The 17,305-nt window shown below is 36.3% G+C and carries 15 protein-coding genes; all 15 read left to right on the forward strand.

Annotation, left to right across the window (positions count from 1 at the left end):
• The first annotated feature begins 260 nt into the window (after nucleotides 1-260).
• The 15 genes from ACFO3P_RS19490 to ACFO3P_RS19560 all read left to right on the forward strand — a co-directional run bounded on the left by ACFO3P_RS19490 (nucleotide 261) and on the right by ACFO3P_RS19560 (nucleotide 17,134).
• Nucleotides 261-707 (forward strand): thioesterase family protein, encoded by a 447-nt coding sequence (locus ACFO3P_RS19490; protein WP_193064150.1) that lies wholly within the window; start codon nucleotides 261-263, stop codon nucleotides 705-707.
• On the forward strand, nucleotides 685-1,824 hold the full coding sequence (locus ACFO3P_RS19495; protein WP_226894954.1) for a Leu/Phe/Val dehydrogenase: 1,140 nt from the start codon (nucleotides 685-687) through the stop codon (nucleotides 1,822-1,824). Before ACFO3P_RS19490 ends, ACFO3P_RS19495 begins: the two co-directional genes overlap by 23 nt.
• 250 nt (nucleotides 1,825-2,074) lie before the next feature.
• A complete protein-coding gene (gene pdhA, locus ACFO3P_RS19500) occupies nucleotides 2,075-3,139 on the forward strand; it encodes a pyruvate dehydrogenase (acetyl-transferring) E1 component subunit alpha (protein ID WP_212929314.1) in 1,065 nt (354 codons plus the stop codon).
• A gap of 1 nt (nucleotide 3,140) precedes the next feature.
• Nucleotides 3,141-4,136 (forward strand): alpha-ketoacid dehydrogenase subunit beta, encoded by a 996-nt coding sequence (locus ACFO3P_RS19505; RefSeq protein WP_193064148.1) that lies wholly within the window; start codon nucleotides 3,141-3,143, stop codon nucleotides 4,134-4,136.
• Between the two features lie 12 nt (nucleotides 4,137-4,148).
• Entirely contained in the window at nucleotides 4,149-5,411 is a 1,263-nt protein-coding gene (locus ACFO3P_RS19510) for a dihydrolipoamide acetyltransferase family protein (protein ID WP_212929309.1), read from the forward strand.
• Between the two features lie 31 nt (nucleotides 5,412-5,442).
• Nucleotides 5,443-6,879 (forward strand): Na+/H+ antiporter NhaC, encoded by a 1,437-nt coding sequence (gene nhaC, locus ACFO3P_RS19515; RefSeq protein ID WP_193064146.1) that lies wholly within the window; start codon nucleotides 5,443-5,445, stop codon nucleotides 6,877-6,879.
• A 411-nt stretch (nucleotides 6,880-7,290) separates the two neighbouring features.
• Nucleotides 7,291-7,869 (forward strand): TetR/AcrR family transcriptional regulator, encoded by a 579-nt coding sequence (locus tag ACFO3P_RS19520; protein WP_193064145.1) that lies wholly within the window; start codon nucleotides 7,291-7,293, stop codon nucleotides 7,867-7,869.
• Nucleotides 7,870-8,114: 245 nt separating this feature from the next.
• On the forward strand, nucleotides 8,115-9,251 hold the full coding sequence (locus ACFO3P_RS19525) for a class II histone deacetylase (protein WP_212929308.1): 1,137 nt from the start codon (nucleotides 8,115-8,117) through the stop codon (nucleotides 9,249-9,251).
• A gap of 48 nt (nucleotides 9,252-9,299) precedes the next feature.
• Nucleotides 9,300-10,676 carry an aminotransferase family protein gene (locus ACFO3P_RS19530; RefSeq protein WP_193064143.1) on the forward strand — a complete coding sequence of 459 codons (1,377 nt, stop codon included), beginning with the start codon at nucleotides 9,300-9,302 and terminating at the stop codon, nucleotides 10,674-10,676.
• Between the two features lie 391 nt (nucleotides 10,677-11,067).
• On the forward strand, nucleotides 11,068-12,000 hold the full coding sequence (locus ACFO3P_RS19535) for a DMT family transporter (RefSeq protein WP_193064142.1): 933 nt from the start codon (nucleotides 11,068-11,070) through the stop codon (nucleotides 11,998-12,000).
• 124 nt (nucleotides 12,001-12,124) lie between these two features.
• Complete coding sequence (locus tag ACFO3P_RS19540) at nucleotides 12,125-13,603, forward strand: aldehyde dehydrogenase family protein (protein WP_246529039.1); 1,479 nt, start codon at nucleotides 12,125-12,127, stop codon at nucleotides 13,601-13,603.
• Between the two features lie 501 nt (nucleotides 13,604-14,104).
• Nucleotides 14,105-15,358 carry an MFS transporter gene (locus tag ACFO3P_RS19545; protein WP_212929307.1) on the forward strand — a complete coding sequence of 418 codons (1,254 nt, stop codon included), beginning with the start codon at nucleotides 14,105-14,107 and terminating at the stop codon, nucleotides 15,356-15,358.
• A gap of 35 nt (nucleotides 15,359-15,393) precedes the next feature.
• Nucleotides 15,394-16,203: a MoaF C-terminal domain-containing protein gene (locus ACFO3P_RS19550; RefSeq protein ID WP_193064140.1), complete on the forward strand. Its 810-nt coding sequence runs from the start codon at nucleotides 15,394-15,396 to the stop codon at nucleotides 16,201-16,203.
• Between the two features lie 141 nt (nucleotides 16,204-16,344).
• Nucleotides 16,345-16,770: an SDR family NAD(P)-dependent oxidoreductase gene (locus ACFO3P_RS19555; RefSeq protein WP_212929306.1), complete on the forward strand. Its 426-nt coding sequence runs from the start codon at nucleotides 16,345-16,347 to the stop codon at nucleotides 16,768-16,770.
• Nucleotides 16,739-17,134, forward strand: a complete 396-nt coding sequence (locus ACFO3P_RS19560; protein ID WP_246529041.1) for an SDR family NAD(P)-dependent oxidoreductase — start codon at nucleotides 16,739-16,741, stop codon at nucleotides 17,132-17,134. The genes ACFO3P_RS19555 and ACFO3P_RS19560 overlap by 32 nt, the downstream gene beginning before the upstream one ends.
• Nucleotides 17,135-17,305: the final 171 nt, after the last annotated feature.

Genomic DNA, 17,305 nt, shown 5'->3' on the forward strand with positions numbered 1-17,305 from the left:
AAAGTACACACTGAAATATAAATTGAACCGCCGTATACGGAACCGTATGTACTGGTGGTGTGAGAGGGGCGAAAAGTTATTTAGCTTTTCCCTCTACTCGATTTTAATTTTATTTTTGGTTGACAGTTAACTGTTGGGTGAATATAATTAAACTGTAATATTGAGAAAAGAATGAAAATAAGAAATAATATTTTTTAGCTTTATAAAAGGTACACACAAAGAAACTTTCATTAAATGATTAGAAGGAGAAGGTGAGAGAAATGAAAAAAGGATTGAAAGTTGGAGACTCAACCATTCTTGAAGTAAAAGTGACTGAAGATATGTTTGCTCAATTTGATGGGGAATTGATTCATCCAGCTTATTCCACTGCTTCCATGGTTTATCACATGGAATGGGCATCGAGAAATCTATTGATCCCTCATCTAGAAGCAAATGAGGAAAGTGCAGGAGCAGCTGTAAAATTAAAACATGTTGCCCCTTCAGCATTAGGAACAAATGTTAAAGTGAAAGCTGTTGTTATAAATGTTACGGATAAACAAGTGATGACAGAAGTTACGGTCAAAAATGAAAGCGCAATCATTGGAGTGGGAGAAATTAAACAGATAATCATGCCTGAAAATACAATGCAAAGCAAATTAGATGCACAATTGAAACTAAAAAATGAAGGAACTGGAGGTAATTTTCTTGAAACAACTCGAACAAATTAAACCAACAACGGAAAATACATTCGAAAAAATAGCCAATCATGAACAAGTGATGTTCTGTAATGATCCGACAACTGGACTTCAAGCAATTATTGCAATTCATGATACAACACTTGGTCCAGCATTAGGGGGAACAAGAATGTATCCTTATAAAAGTGTTGATGAAGCATTGGAAGATGCCTTACGTCTGTCAGAAGGGATGACCTATAAATGTGCAGCTTCTGGTCTTGATTTTGGTGGGGGAAAGGCAGTTATTATTGGCAATCCAGAAAAAGATAAATCGCCTGCATTATTCCGGGCATTTGGACAATTTGTAGATTCTTTGAACGGGCGTTTCTATACAGGCACAGATATGGGGACAACAATGGATGATTTTGTGGAGGCATTTAAGGAAACCAATTTTATTAATGGGATTCCTGAAGCTTATGGAGGTAGCGGTGATTCTTCTATTTCCACAGCCTATGGAGTAATTTATGCACTAGAAGCAACCAATGAATATCTTTTTAAAACTAGTGATTTAGGAAGTAGAATCTATGCTATTCAAGGGTTAGGAAAAGTAGGCTATAAGGTTGCTGAACATTTATTGGAAGCTGGAGCTCAAATCTATGTCTCTGACCTTAACCAAAATTTAATAGAACAGATTAAAACGAAAGCAAAAGATTCTAGTGGTGAAGTGCATGATGTAAATAGTGATACTATTTATCATACGGATGCGGATATTTTTATCCCTTGTGCAATGGGGGCAATCATTAATGACCAGACTATCAATCAAATAAAAGTAAAAGCGATTGTAGGATCAGCAAATAATCAACTGCAAACTCTAGATCATGCGAAATTACTTCATAATAAAGGAATTTTATATGCACCGGATTATATTGTAAATGCAGGAGGACTAATTCAAGTTGCAGATGAATTATATGGTCCCAACCATAAGCGAGTACTTGTAAAGACAAAAGCGATTTATAGTTCACTTTTAGATATTTACCAGCATGCAGATATGGATGCAATTCCAACAGTAGAAGCCGCAAATAGAAGAGTACAAAGGGTATTGGATGATCAGAAAAATAGAAATAACTTTTATTCTCGTAAACGCAGACCGAAATGGAAAATTAGAGAGTAATTCTCTACATTTTTATAGCGGTGTAAATGGATGTAAGACTCCCACTTCAAGGATACAAAAGACCTGAAATTTCTAAGTAGGAGTCAAGGACATAGTAACGCCCGATTTGTTATAGTCTACAGGATGTAGGTCACAAAGGATCTTGAGACAATGTTTTTCAACGGGGATAAAAAGAAACCCCGCTGAATTAAGTTTTATTTTATAAGCAATTAAAATAAGAGTCACAGAGGTGATGGATATGAAATTGGATATGCAAGAAGCATTTCCATTGATACAAATCATGGATGAAAATGGAGATATTACCGACACATCCTATATAAATCAAATTGATAAAACTTTAGTACAACATTTTTATCGGCAATTGCTTTGTATGCGTGCATTTGATCAAAAGGCAATTAACCTGCAGCGTCAGGGAAGGCTCGGAACATACCCTGGTTTTGAAGGTCAAGAAGCATCCCAGGTGGGAAGCGCTCTAGCTCTTAATGAAGATGACTGGATGTTTCCAACTTACCGGGACCATGCAGCAAGCATTACTTTTGGAAAATCGTATAATATTTTATCTTCATGGAATGGAAGAGTTGAAGGGAATCTCCCGCCAAAAGGGAAAAATATATTACCGCCTTCTGTTCCAATTGCAACACAGCTTCCGCTTGCGGCTGGGGCAGCTCTGGCAAGTAAATACAGAGACTCAAATCAGGTTGCTATTGTTTACTTTGGCGATGGAGCAACTTCTGAGGGAGATTTTCATGAAGGCTTAAACTTTGCAAGTGTTTTTCAGGCACCAGTTGTATTTTTTAATCAAAATAATCAATACGCTATCTCGGTTCCCGTTTGGAAGCAGATGAATTCCAAAACCATTGTTCAAAAATCACTTGCTTATGAAATTCCAGGTGTTCGCGTAGATGGAAATGATATTTTCGCTGTTTATTTTGAAACCAAAAAGGCATTGGACCGAGCTAGAAAGGGAGAAGGCCCAACTTTCATTGAAGCAGTAACATGGCGCTATGGAGCTCATACGACTGCAGATGATCCTACTAAATATCGGAATCAGAAAGAAGAAAATGAAAAGCACCGTAAAAATGATCCAATTACAAGAATCGAATCATTTATGAAAAGATATGATTATTGGGAAGAAACTTTAATAGAACAGTTGAAAGAAGAAATAAAAGAGGAAATTGATGATGCAGTAAGAGAATTGGAATCTATGCCCCCGGCAGATGTGAATGATATTTATGATTATATGTTTGAAAACCCCACTTGGATGATTAAACAGCAAAAGAAAGATTATATTAATCATTTGCGAGGTGAAAAATAGCATGATAACGATGACTAAAACGAAACAATTGACGCTTATTCAAGCAATAACAGATGGAATGCGTACGATGCTTCAGGAAAAAGAAGAAGTTGTTATTTTAGGAGAAGATGTAGGGAAAAACGGGGGGGTTTTTCGGGCGACAGAGGGCTTGCAAGAAGAGTTTGGAGAGAAAAGGGTATTTGATACACCATTAAGCGAAGCAGGAATTATTGGTTCATCCATTGGTATGGCAATGAATGGACTACTTCCAATAGCAGAAATTCAATTTTTAGGGTTTATTTATCCGGCATACGAACAAATTATGACTCAAGCGACAAGAATGCGTTACCGTACAAAAGGTGTCTTTACTGTACCACTCGTAATACGAGCACCTTATGGAGCAGGAGTACGCGCTCCTGAAATTCATTCCGATAGTATGGAAGCATTATTCACTCATATGCCAGGGATAAAGGTAGTATGCCCCTCCAATCCATACGATGCAAAAGGACTTCTTATTGCAGCGATTCAAGATCCGGACCCAGTTTTGTTTATGGAACCATTGAGATTATATCGTTCAGTTAGAGATGAGGTTCCAGAAGAAAAATATGAAATTGAAATTGGTAGTGGAAAATATTTGCGTGAAGGGGAAGATGTAACGGTGATTGCATGGGGAGCTATGGTAAATGTTGCGATAAAAGCGGCAGAGCAGGCCGAGGAAAAAGGCATTACCTGTGACATCATCGATTTACGTACATTATATCCAATTGATAAAGACATAATTGCAGAATCTGTTCAGAAAACGGGTTGCTGTGTCATTGTTCATGAAGCTCCTGCTACGGGGGGATTAGGAAATGATATTATTTCAATTCTAAATGATACTTCCTTTTTATATATGAAATCACCAATTGAACGCGTTACAGGTGCAGATGTTCATGTTCCATTTTGGGCTTTGGAAGAACATAATATACCAACACCAAAACGTGTACTAGAGGCCATTCATAAAGTGACAAATTTTTAGGGGGTGATACGATTGGTCGAAGTAAAATTGCATGATATCGGAGAAGGTATGACGGAAGGAAATATACTGACTTATTTTATAAAAAAAGGAGACTGGGTAGAGGAGGATCAGCCGATTGTAGAATTGCAAACAGAAAAGATGGTTGCTGAATTAACAGCGCCAACCAAAGGAATAGTAAAAGAAATTTTTATTACTGAAGGAACAACGATCCCTGTTGGAACAACCATTTTAACAATTGAATCGGAGAGAGGTTCGGAAAAAAATGAATCTTCGGAAATGCAACAAAAAGAATACGATTATTCTGTCCAATTAGCAACAAGTGATGATCCTGAAACTCAAACGAAACATAAAAAAATAAAAGGGCCTAAACGAATAAAAGCAGCACCATATACGAGAAAAATAGCCAGAGAACTCGAGGTAGATATTGAATTGGTGGAAGGAAGCGGTAAAGATGGAAGGATTACCGTAGAGGACGTTCATCAATTCGCTCAGGACAGAGAGAGTGCTGCAACAAAATCCGATTCAACAAATAAACAGATACATTGGCAAAGCTTAATGGAGAAAAGAGAATTCCATAATAATGAGGAAGCGAACATTATACCGTTCAAAGGCCGGCGCAAACAAATTGCAAAAAAAATGACTACATCTGTTTATACAATACCACATGTCCATCACATGGAAGAAATTGATATGACGGAGTTATTGCATTTTAGAAAAGAGATTAAATCTGATCTCGATGTATCTGTTGCAGCATTTTTTATAAAAGCGCTTACGATTGTGTTGAGAGAGCATCCAATCTTTAATGCTAAATTGAATGAGGAAAAAGAGGAAATCAGGTTGGAAAAAGCAGCTCATATAGGAATTGCAACGGACACAGAAGATGGCTTGATTGTTCCGGTTATTAAAAACGCAGATAAAAAGTCAATCCTGGCTATACAAAAAGAAATGAAGGAACTAATGAATAAAGCTAGAGTTGATAAACTATCACCAAAAGAGATGACAGGAAGCACTTTTACAATTAGTAATGTTGGTCCAATGGGAAGTATTGGTGCAACGCCAATCATTAACTACCCAGAAGTCGCGTTAATGGCTTTTCACAAAACGAAAAAAATGCCAGTTGTAACTGATGATGATGAGATTATTATCCGGTCAATGATGAATGTAACGTTAACTTTTGACCATCGTGTCACAGATGGAGGAAACGCAATAAACTTTACAAATAGATTTAAAGCATTGCTTGAAAACCCCAAGCTGCTGCTGGTGGAACTGAGTTAACGTAATATTTTATAACAAAGGGAGGTTCATTATGTATCGAATTAAACCTGAACAAATGCCGTCTTTATCTGAAGCAATCTTTGTAATAGCAGCTATCATTGCTATTATGAGTGTCAGTATTATCTATTTTGAAGCTCCACCACATATTCCTTTAGCTATTTCACTATTACTCCTAATCATTTATGGGATGATTAAAAAGGTTCCTTATGAAAAATTACAAGCAGGATTTTCAGAAGGTGCAGTTTCGGGAATGGGAGCGGTATTTCTCTTTTTTATGATTGGTATTCTAATTGCTTCCTGGATTTATAGCGGAACCATTCCGACATTAATCTATGGCGGTTTTGAATTAGTGACACCAAATTTTTACTATGCCATTGTTTTTATAATAACTTCGCTCGTTGGGATCTGTGTAGGGAGTTCTTTAACAACTGTTGCAACAGTCGGCTTAGCTTTTATAGGGATATCTCAAGCGCTTGATATTTCGTTGGCAATTACTGCAGGATCTGTTGTATCTGGTGCGTTTTTCGGAGATAAGATGTCCCCGATTTCAGATACAACGAATATGGCTTCAAGTATTTTAAAAGTAGATTTATTTGAACATATTCGGAATATGATGTGGACAACTGTTCCGGCATTCTTGATTGCATTAGTTATTTTCGGTATTATATCGCCGAGTATTTCAAATGCTAACTTTGGTGAAATGGAATTATACCAGCAGGGTCTTTTGGATACAGGGTTGATTCATTGGTATAATGCGGTCGTACCACTTGCCGTTTTAGTGATTTTTTCTATTTTTAAGGCGCCTGCATTATTAACTCTTGCAGCCGGTGCTCTTAGTGCTATTGTTATATCGATTTTTCATACTATTCCTTCAATTGGAGGGTTATTTGGAATTTTATTTGGAGGTTATGTTTCAGAGACAGGTATTGAACAAATCGATTCCCTGCTAACGCGGGGAGGTATGGAAAGTATGTTTTTTACGATTGCGCTCATTTTACTAGCGCTGGGGATGGGAGGATTATTATTTAAATTAGGGATTGTACCGACAATATTTGAATCCGCGGAAAGAATGTTTCAATCTGTCAAGTCAGTAATCATAGGAACAGCTATAAATGCGATTGGAGTTAATGTGCTGATTGGAGAACAATATCTGTCTATTCTTTTAACAACAGAAACATTTCAGCCGCAATATCAAAAACTCGGATTGGAAAATAAAAACTTATCTAGGGTATCGGAGGACGCAGGAACAGTAGTTAACCCTCTCGTTCCATGGAGTGTATGTGGTGTATTTATTGCAAGTGTCTTAGACGTACCGACTTTGGAATACTTGCCATTTGCTTTCTTTTGCCTGTTATGTCCAGTTTTAACAATTATTTTTGGAATTACTGGAAAAACGCTGACGTATACGAACACTGCTATAGTAGATCAAGCTGAGTTTGAATCGGTAGACGAGAGTAAGATGGGATAAACATTCTCAAGAATGGTGAATGAGGACAACTTGGCGGAAATGGGGGACATTTTATTCCTCTGTATATAAAAAATTGAAAAACCTTTACAATGTATGTGCACTGTAAAGGTTTTTTTGTGAAAACTTTTAATTATGAAGTTTGATGAACATCACTTAACGCCTACCAACCCATAGCTTGTTATTCTATGATATTATTAATATGGTTATTCGATAAAATAGTAAATCTATTTAGGATGCTATTCTGAGTAAAGTTATGGAGAGAACCATCGATGTAGGTGATGCAGTGGGGAATTATTAGATTGTATTGTTCTCAATATAAATAAAAATTAGGGACCAACTATTTATATGTGTGTCCCTCTCTTATCTTAATTAAAGAATATCAATTGAAAAGATTGCTTCAGGAGGATGAACATGGCAAGTACGGTAACAAAAATTAAAAAAAATGCATTAAGCCTTTTTGTTGAAAAAGGGTATACGGAAACATCACTGGCTGATATAGCAGGGAGGGTAGGGATAAAGAAACAATCCATATATTCTCATTTTAAAAATAAAGAAGAATTATTCATACAAATTATTGAAGAAGTAGTGAATGAAGAAATTGCTTTTTTAAATTATTATTTTAATCAATATAAAAATGATCCATTAGAAGAAGTTTTGTACCATTTTATTATTCATATAGAAAAAAGATTTACCTCTAGTAAAGAGGATAATATTAAATTTTTATTGCACATGATGTTCACTCCACCTAATGTATTACAGGAAACTGTTATTCATACTGCGTTAGGGTATTATGGTGAGTTAGAAAAACATATTGAACAAGTATTTATTTGCCATGAAGAAAAGATAAATGTTACTAAGGAAGAAGCAAAAACTGCCTATTTAGCTTTTTTTGATGGATTGTTGGTTGAATTAGTATATGTTAATGTTCCTAAGTTCAAAAAAAGATTTCAGCTGACTTGGAGGATTTATTGGCGAGGAATAAAAAAATAAAAAATATTATTTTACACTTGAAAATATTCAGTAAATAATGTATATTACATTTTAAATCCAATCGAAACTGACGAACGTTCGTCAGTTTCGATTGGATAATAGATGGAAGACTTGGTTGTTAAGAAAGAATTCGGAGGTGTTAATTACTTTTAAGGATAGTTTTATTTTTTTGTTTTAAATGTAAACGCTGTCATTAACAAAAGTAATTTGTTTAGTAAAATCACTCAAACGGAAGGGGTGTTTAGATGGAGAGAAAAACTGGATTTATCGTTCATGAAAGTTATTTTTGGCATGATACTGGGAATGGAGCATTGAGCTTACCGCCTGGAGGATGGATTGAAGCAGACGAGCATGGAGAGAGTCCTAAAAGTAAAAGAAGAATTAAGAACCTTTTGGAAAGAAGTGAATTCATTGAGGAATTGCAAACGATTAAGCCAAAAGAAGCCACTAGAGAAGAAGTAGAAAAGATTCATGATCCTTCTTACGTCGAAAAAGTGAAACAATTAAGTAATGCAGATGGCGGAGATGCGGGGTTAGCTGCACTTGTTGGAAGAGATTCTTATGAAATAGCACTTCTTTCAGCTGGAGGCACCATGACTGGGGTGGACGCTGTGATGAATGGAGATGTTCAAAACGTCTACACACTGACAAGGCCACCTGGTCACCATGCTGAGAAAGATCAGGGGATGGGTTTTTGCTTATTTAACAATGTTGCCATTGCAGCTAATTATGCTAGAGAAAAATATGGCCTAAAAAGAATTATGGTTTTAGATTGGGATGTTCATCATGGTAATGGTACAGAAAACATCTTTTATGAGGATTCAGAAATATTATTTATTTCCCTTCATCAGGAACTTAACTTCCCACCAAATAGAGGGTTTGCAGAGCATACAGGGAGCGGTGATGGTGAAGGCTATAACGTAAATATTCCTCTACCTGCGGGTACTGGAAATGCAGGGTATAAATATGCGCTAGAAAAACTTGTTACTCCTATAGCTAAAGAATTTAAACCAGAATTAATTATCGTATCTGCCGGTCAGGATGCAAATGTATTTGATCCCCTTGCCAGAATGATGGTTACTGCAGAAGGATATGGTGAAATAGCGTCGTTAGTAAAAGAGATGGCCGGAAATCTTTGTTCTGGCCGACTAGTAGTAAGCCATGAAGGTGGTTATAGTGCAGCTTATGTACCATTCTGTACACTAAGAATTATTGAGTCATTGACGGGACTAAAAAGTAAAGTGACTGCGGATCCTTATCAGGAAGTGATTGAAACATTGCCAACTAACATTTTGAAAAATAACCAAAAAGAAGCTGTTGATGAAATCGTAGAGCGGCAGTCTAGATACTGGAATAATCTAAAAGTGAATATTTACGATTAAAATACAATTGGAATAAAAAAATATCAATATACAATGGAGGTATTTATCATGACGAATGAAACATTAACTAATATTGCAAAAGAATTAACAGAATTGGACCAAAAGCATTATTTACATCCTTTAACTCCACCTAAATTACAATACGAACAAGGTCCTCCGATTATTGTGTCGGAAGGGAAGGGAGTCAAAGTTACAGATGTGAACGGTGAAACATATATCGATGGAATGTCCATGCTTTGGAATGTGAATCTCGGACATGGACAGGAGGAATTAGGTGAAGCAGCGAAGGAACAAATGACTAAATTAGCCTTTAGTTCCTCTTTTAATGGCTATTCACATGAGCCTGCTATTCGTTTAGCGGAAAAGATTAAAACCCTGACTCCTGGAGATTTGAATGTCGTGTTTTTCACTTCCGGCGGATCTGAAGCAAATGATAGTGCATTTAAACTGGCAAGATATTATTGGAAACAAAAAGGACAGCCAAATCGCAAAAAAATCGTTAGTTTAAGTCGTAGTTATCATGGAGTAGCTCAAGGGGCGACAAGTGCAACGGGGATTAAGGAGTTTAATAGTATTGTAAGTTCTAAAGCTCCTGACTTTATACATGCTGAACCGCATCTATTAGAATGTGAACGTGGTGATAGAACGAATGAGAATTATGATAAAAGTGTAAGGGGCATTATTGAGCAAGAAGGAGCAGAAAATATAGCAGCAATTATTTTAGAACCAATAATGGGAGCAGGAGGTCTTATGATTCCTCCAGAAGGATATTTGCAAGCGCTACGTGACCTTTGCGATGAAAAAGACATCCTGATGATTACAGACGAAATTATTTGTGGTTTCGGTCGTACTGGAGAACAATTTGGTGTAGATAATTGGAATGTTGTACCTGATATGTTGACCTTTGCTAAGGGGATTACGAGCGGGTATATTCCACTAGGCGGAGTTGTTATGAAAGAGAAAATCCGCAATCAATTTATTGAAACGGACGATGTTCTATTCCATGGATTTACTTACAGTGGTCATCCGACATCTTGTGCAGTAGCGTTGAAAAATCTTGAAATTTTAGAGCGTGACAACGTTCTCGAAAATGTGAAGAAGATGGAAGAAATATTTAAAGCAGAGTTGAAGAAGTTGGAAAAAAATCATCCCCATGTAACAAAAACAAGGGCAATCGGGTTACTTGGAGCGTTTGAATTATATGAAGATCGTGATAATGGAAAACCATTTGATCCAGAAGTAGGAGCTGCCTTCCAAGTAGTTAATGAGTGTTTCAACCATAATCTAATTTTAAGATTCATTGATTGGAATGGATCCAATATTGTTGCTATTGCACCTCCTCTTGTCGTCAATGAAGAAGAAATGAAAGAAATTTTTAATGTCGTTGATAAAGCCTTAACCGTATTTGAGAACAGCTTAAAGTAGACGCTGCATGTAACGATTCTATTAAAATAAAACTGAGAAAATAATTGATGTAATCAAAAGAATATGAATGCTCCCAAGAACATTTATCGCAGTGTAACTGACTGGGGATGGGATTGCGATTACTTGTCCTATCGAAGTGCTTTTGTAAGACTTCCACTTCAAGAATAGAGGGAACTTGAAAAATCTAAGAGGGAGATTGGACAGCTTGTAACGATCCGCTTGGTTCAAGGACATTTAGAGAAGGCGCTTTTGAGTACATGCTCTTGGGGTACTAACTAATATTCAGGTGGGGGATGAAATGAAACCCCCTACCTGAATAAAGTTTCACTTTATTTTCTTAGTTTTCTAACTGATTATTCCGCACTTAAAATAATACAAATGGGGGATTCCTTTGAGCAAAGGGTTGTTGTTTATAATCATAAGTATGATGTCAATTGGACTTAGTATTCCAATAGGTGGCGTGATGATGGAGCAATTCCCTGTATTTTTATTTACCTTTATAACCATTTTGATTGCCACAATTATTTTGGTTCCTTTTTCGAAAATCACTGAAAATACAAAATGGACAAAATTAGGTAAGAAAAATTACTATGGTATGTTTATGCAGGCATTGCTTACGGTAACGCTTTATACCGTTTTTCAGCTGTATGGCTTAACGTATGCAAGTGTCATTTCTGTTGGAATCATTACAAGCATAACTCCTGCTGTCGTATTGATTTTATCGTTGGTCTTTTTACGTGAACGTTTAAGTCTTAAGAAGTCGCTTGCGGTTGTATTGGCAATTGTTGCTGTTCTTATCATGGAACTTTCTGGTGTGCAAGGTGTAGGCGGATCCAGTGTACTGGGTATTATTTTTATGTTGTCAGCAGTAGTTTCCCTATCCCTATTTTTTATTTACGCAAAGAAGTTTTCAGTAAAACTGCCACCATATACCTTAACAGCAGGTTTGTGTTTATTTGGAACTTTACAAACACTTCCGCTTGCAATTTATGAATTGACGACAATTGATTTAACGCTTTTTACCGAAGGCGCAACATGGCTTGGAATTATGTTCTTTGCATTTACAGCTTGGATATTTGCCTATTGCTTCACATTTTTAGCGTTTCCGCGAATTAATGCGAGTACCGCTGGTATGGCGACCGCTGTTATTCCTATTGTTGCTACAGTCAGCGCAGTACTATTCTTAGGTGAGACATTTCGTGTAGTTGATATGATTGGCTTAGCCCTTGTCGTAGCATCTATTTTAATTGCGGAATCTCAGGAAAAATCTAAAGAACCGGCTGTCGATGAAAAACTAGCTATAAATAATGTGAACGCAAAATAAGTGTGTGTAGAACTCTGCTCATCGAAGCAACGATTACCTACATGAGTACTAGCTTACTAGGTTTAATAGATGTTGAATTATAAGAATAGTGAAATAATACCTTGGTTAAAGGGAGGAAATATTAGTGTCAAACATTTTAGACGTAACGTTAGTAAATCAAATAAACAAGAACTTTATCGGTGGAAAATGGGTAGAAGGAAAAAGTAAGAAAGATTTCGAAATAAAAGATCCGTATGATGGTTCAGTTGTTTCCAATGTGCAGCTTGCGGATAAAGGGCAAATTCAAGAAGCGTTTCAATTAGCGAAAGAAGCTCAAAAAGAATGGAAAAAAACAAGTGCAGATGAAAGAAGAGATATCTTAACGAAAGCATTAAATTATTTAAAAGAAAATAAAGAGGATATCATTCAACTTATTATCCGCGAAACCGGTGGTACGGCATTAAAAGCAGAAGTAGAATTTGGTTTTGGCGTTGGGGATATGGAAGATGCTATTCCAATGGTAAATGAAATTTATCAGCCAAAAGATTATACTTCCGGTACGCCAAACAAGTTAAATCGTGTGTATCGTTTACCATTAGGAGTCATTACATCCATTACGCCATTCAATTTTCCTTTTAATATGGCAACAAGAACGATTTTTCCTGCGCTTGCATTAGGAAACACAGTGGTTCATAAACCAGATGTACAAGTAGGTCTTGTAGGTGGTCAAATTTTTGCCAAAGCCTTTGAAGAAGCTGGGCTTCCTGCTGGTGTATTTAATTCTATTTTGATGGATGTAGAAGAAGCTGGTGATGAGTTTATTACCAATCCGAATTCTGATTTTATTAGTTTTACAGGTTCTACTGCAGTAGGAAAACATATCAAGGAAAAAACAGGTACGAGCATGAAACAGGTGGCGCTTGAACTTGGAGGAAATAATCCATTAGTTATTCTTGAGGATGCTGATGTAGACCAGGCAGTTAATATTGCTGTATTTGGGAAGTTTATGCATAATGGACAAATCTGCGCAATCACGAACCGTATTATCGTTCATGAAGCAATTTATGATGAATTTGTTGATAAATACGTCAACCGCGTTAAGAACTTGAAAGCAGGCGACCCGAAAGATGCCCAAACCGTTATTGGACCTTTAATTAATGAAAAACAAGCAGATAAAGTGATGGGCTTAATAGACAAAGCAAAAGAAGAAGGGATTAAGGTAGCTCTTGAAGGAGAGCGCAATGGAAATGTGATTTCTCCATATGTGTTTGTTGATGTTTCCAATGAATCAACCCTTGCTTCTACGGAAATTTTTGGCCCGGTAGCACAAGTGATTCCAGTTGAAAGTGATGAGGAAGCTATTCGGGTTGCGAATGAAACGGAGTTCGGTTTGTCCGCAGCAATTATCACAAATAATCTTGAAAAAGGTGAACAATTGGCTCTTGAAATTGAATCTGGAACAACCCATGTGAATGATATACCAGCGGTATTAGAAGCGAATGTTCCATTTGGCGGAGTGAAAAATAGTGGCATTGGCCGTTTTGGTCACGATTGGGTACTGGAAGAGTTAACAACAACCAAATGGGTATCCGTACAGAAGGAAAAGCTTGACTATCCATTTTAATTAAGGAAAGAAGACGGTTAGAATCTATTGAGTGATTTTTTGAGAAGATATTTATTTTGGATGTCAATATTATGACTACAGGGCTCGAGACAGTGCAATTTTAACTATAAAAATCTGTCTCGAGTCTTGTAACTAAAAAATCATTATGAATTGATAATTAAATTCTTAAACGTTTTATTCCAGGATAAGTTGTTTAGTAATGCATATATTGAAAGCGCTTTAATTTGGTTGATAAAATCTATAATCATAAAGGCAAGTTAGTGCTATAGAACTCACTAACTTAAATTAGTAGCTGAGAGGAATATTGTCGATGCAATTCTAAAAGAAATACGTCATACAAAGCTATTAGAAACAATTGATGAAGGTAACAGCGTTTCTATTCACGAAAAGGAATAAGGTGAAAATAGCACATTCAAAATTCAATATGTATCCCTTTACTTTTACTGCCCATGAATGAAAGCCTTTTTTATAAAATGTGATAGCAAAAGGAGTGAAATTTTTATGGAAAGCAATAAAGCAAAACATTCTACTCGTTATGAATATTGGGTAGTTGGACTTATGTTTATGGCTTGGGGGTTCATTTTCTTAGATCGAACAGCTTTATCTCATGTTACACCATCATTGGTTGAAGAATTGGGATTAAGTAATGGGCAGATTGGACAAATAAATATGTGGCAAACCATTGGGTACGCAGTTGCTGGACCTTTCATTGCCATCTTATCTGATAAAACAGGGAAAAGAAAATCATTTTTGGTTGCAGCAATGATTACTACTGCTATTTTTTCCATCTTATCCGCATTTGCAAATTCCTATCCTTTATTGCTTGCAGTGCGACTTTTACTTGGAATGAGTGAAGGACCCATATTACCCTTAGCAATGGCAATGGTTGCATCGGTTTCATTACCAGGAGGATTTGGCAGGAATGCTGGAATTGTCAACGCAGGAGTCGCCATCATCGCGTTAACCATTGGGCCAATTATTGTTACCCAAATCATCTCGGCTACAAACTGGCATTGGGCATTTATCATCGTGAGTATCCCAAGTTTAGTATTAGCATTACTTGTCTGGAAGTTTACCGCTGAGGTAGAGCCAGCAGTGCAAAATAATAAAACAAATATCAAAAAAAGCGAGAAAAGTTTTAGCCAAATTATGAAGTATCGAAATGTAGTAGTATGTCTATTTATTGCCATATTTTGTATGGGTTCCTATTGGATTTTGATTTCTTTTGCGCCATTGTATTTAACATCAGTTGGACAATATTCCTTGGAGAATATGGGTTTTATCATGTCGTTAATGGGACTAGTATGTATTTTTACAGCTGTGATTATTCCATTAGTTTCTGATTTCTTTGGCAGAAAACCAGCTTTAATCTTGTTTGCCCTTTTAGCTGGTTTAGCTCCTTTTGGGTTATTCTTATTTCCAAGTATATGGGCGGGCCCACTTTTATTTATATTATTTGGTGGATTAATGGGTTCCATTGCTCCGATATATATGAGTATCATTCCAGAGGAAACAGTGCCTCCACATTTATACGCCACGACAAGTGCTTTAATTATTGGAGTAGGTGAGATTGTTGGTGCGTTTATTGTAGGAGGTTCAGGTGTTATTTCAAATACCTTAGGATTATCGTTTGTTATGATTGTTGCAGCAGGAACCGCGGTAATGATGGCTCTAATCGGGTTTGCTCTTATCGAAACAAATTCAAGAAAAATAAAACATGAATCTAGCGAAAAAGTAGTAGCGGAGTCTAAGTAATTTCAAAAATAATATATTGAAAGGGGAAATTTTTAATGCGTATTAAGAACGAATCACAAGAGTATATCAGTGTTGGAGATCTTTCTGTAGGATTTAGTGAAAATATAATGGAGCCAACAGAAAGGTTAATTGGCGAGACGTTTACCCTTTTTTATAAGAATGGAAAGGAAACAAAACTTACTTTTCTTGATATTGAAACGATTAAAGTATTGACGATAGAAGGGGGACAAGAAGAAAAGCATATCAGTTCCTATCATGCCATTAACCCACGTGAAAATATTTACTTTATTGATTTTATTGCTTCTTACGGAGATACACAATCAATCAGTATCATATTAGATGTGGAAAAAAGTATTGCTACAGTAATTACAGGTATTTTGCCTACAAAAGAAAGTGTATCCATACCAATTTTGAAGCGTGCCGAAGAGTCCATGCCATTAACACCAGTTAACGTTTATTTTGAACATGCAGCTGTAGACACTCTGTATACAGAAAGTGTAGCAAAACATGAACAAACTACCGATTTAATTGGGAAGCGGGTTCAGTTCGAATATAGTGGAAAGGATGTTTATGAGCATATTTATATAAACGAAGATAAATATACGTGGCACTGTATTTCAGGAAGTGAAAAAGGGTTAAGTGATACAGATACTTGTTTCTACTATAAAATAGATGATAATTTTTATTTATTTGTTTGGATTGAAAAGGTTATTCCAACATTGGGTATCGTCCTTGAAGGTTTAGATACATTACGCTCATATGGAAAAATATATGGTTACGAGGATTATGAAGTTGGCAGAGTATCTAATTTTCCAGTAGGTTCTTATGCAAAAGTCGTAAAATAAAATGTCACTCAATGAGGAATTTATTTCCATTCTTTACTGTCTAAGGAACAAAGGTTAAGTATGCAACATTTTATTACAACGCCTTTGTAACTTATAGTCGGTTGCACTGCGATAAATAAATTGTAGGAGGATTATTATATTATGGTTAGGAATAAGGAGGAGTACACAGTAGTCCTTATTACTGGTGGAGGTACAGGTATTGGTGCAGCTGCTGCACGAAAATTATCAAAGACACATAAAGTGGTTATTTGTGGCAGGAGGCTGGATCGTTTAGAGAAAATAGTAAATGAAATGGATTGTTTTGCGATTCAAGCAGATGTTGGTGTAGAGCATGAGGTAAATCGATTGATAAACCAAATCAATGAAAAGTATGGAAGATTAGATGCACTTGTATTAAATGCAGGAATTAATTATGAAGGAAAAGTGACGGAAACCAGTTTGGAAAATTGGGAAAATGTCATTCGTATTAACTTAACTTCAGGTTTTTTTAGTTACAAAAGCTGCCTTACCACACTTACAAAAAAACGGTGGTTCCATCGTAACGATATCGTCGGTGGCAGGACTTAGAACAGCGTCATCCGTTCCTGCCTATAGTGCTTCAAAAGCTGGCATCACAGCTCTTACACAATCCATTGCTGTGGATTATGCTAATGACAATATTAGAGCTAATGTCGTTTGTCCTGGATGGGTGAAAACAGAAATGGCGGATGAAGAAATGAAGAGTTTAGCTAAAGATACTGAGGAGACCGTTGAACAAGCTTATCAAAGAGTTACAGAACTTATGCCAGCTCGTCGCCTATCCAATCCAGAAGAAATTGCAAATGCAGTTAGCTGGCTAATTTCGCCAGAAGCCTCTTTCGTTACTGGCGCTGTTATTCCTGTTGATGGCGGATCTGTAACAGTGGACGTTGGTATGATAGCTTTTAGGTGATGATAACTTTATTAACCGGTATCGAAAGTACTCTAGATGGTTCCAGTAAATTTTCTAGTATTCCTTAATTTTTACTAGTCCAATTTGCTGTATTGAAACATGCTTAAATTTTAAGCTATGATGATGAAATAAAACTAAACTGATAAGTAAAAATCATATAACTTTTACTTA

It is taken from the genome of Oceanobacillus aidingensis (assembly GCF_042654105.1).
GTDB classification, from domain to species: domain Bacteria; phylum Bacillota; class Bacilli; order Bacillales; family Amphibacillaceae; genus Oceanobacillus; species Oceanobacillus oncorhynchi.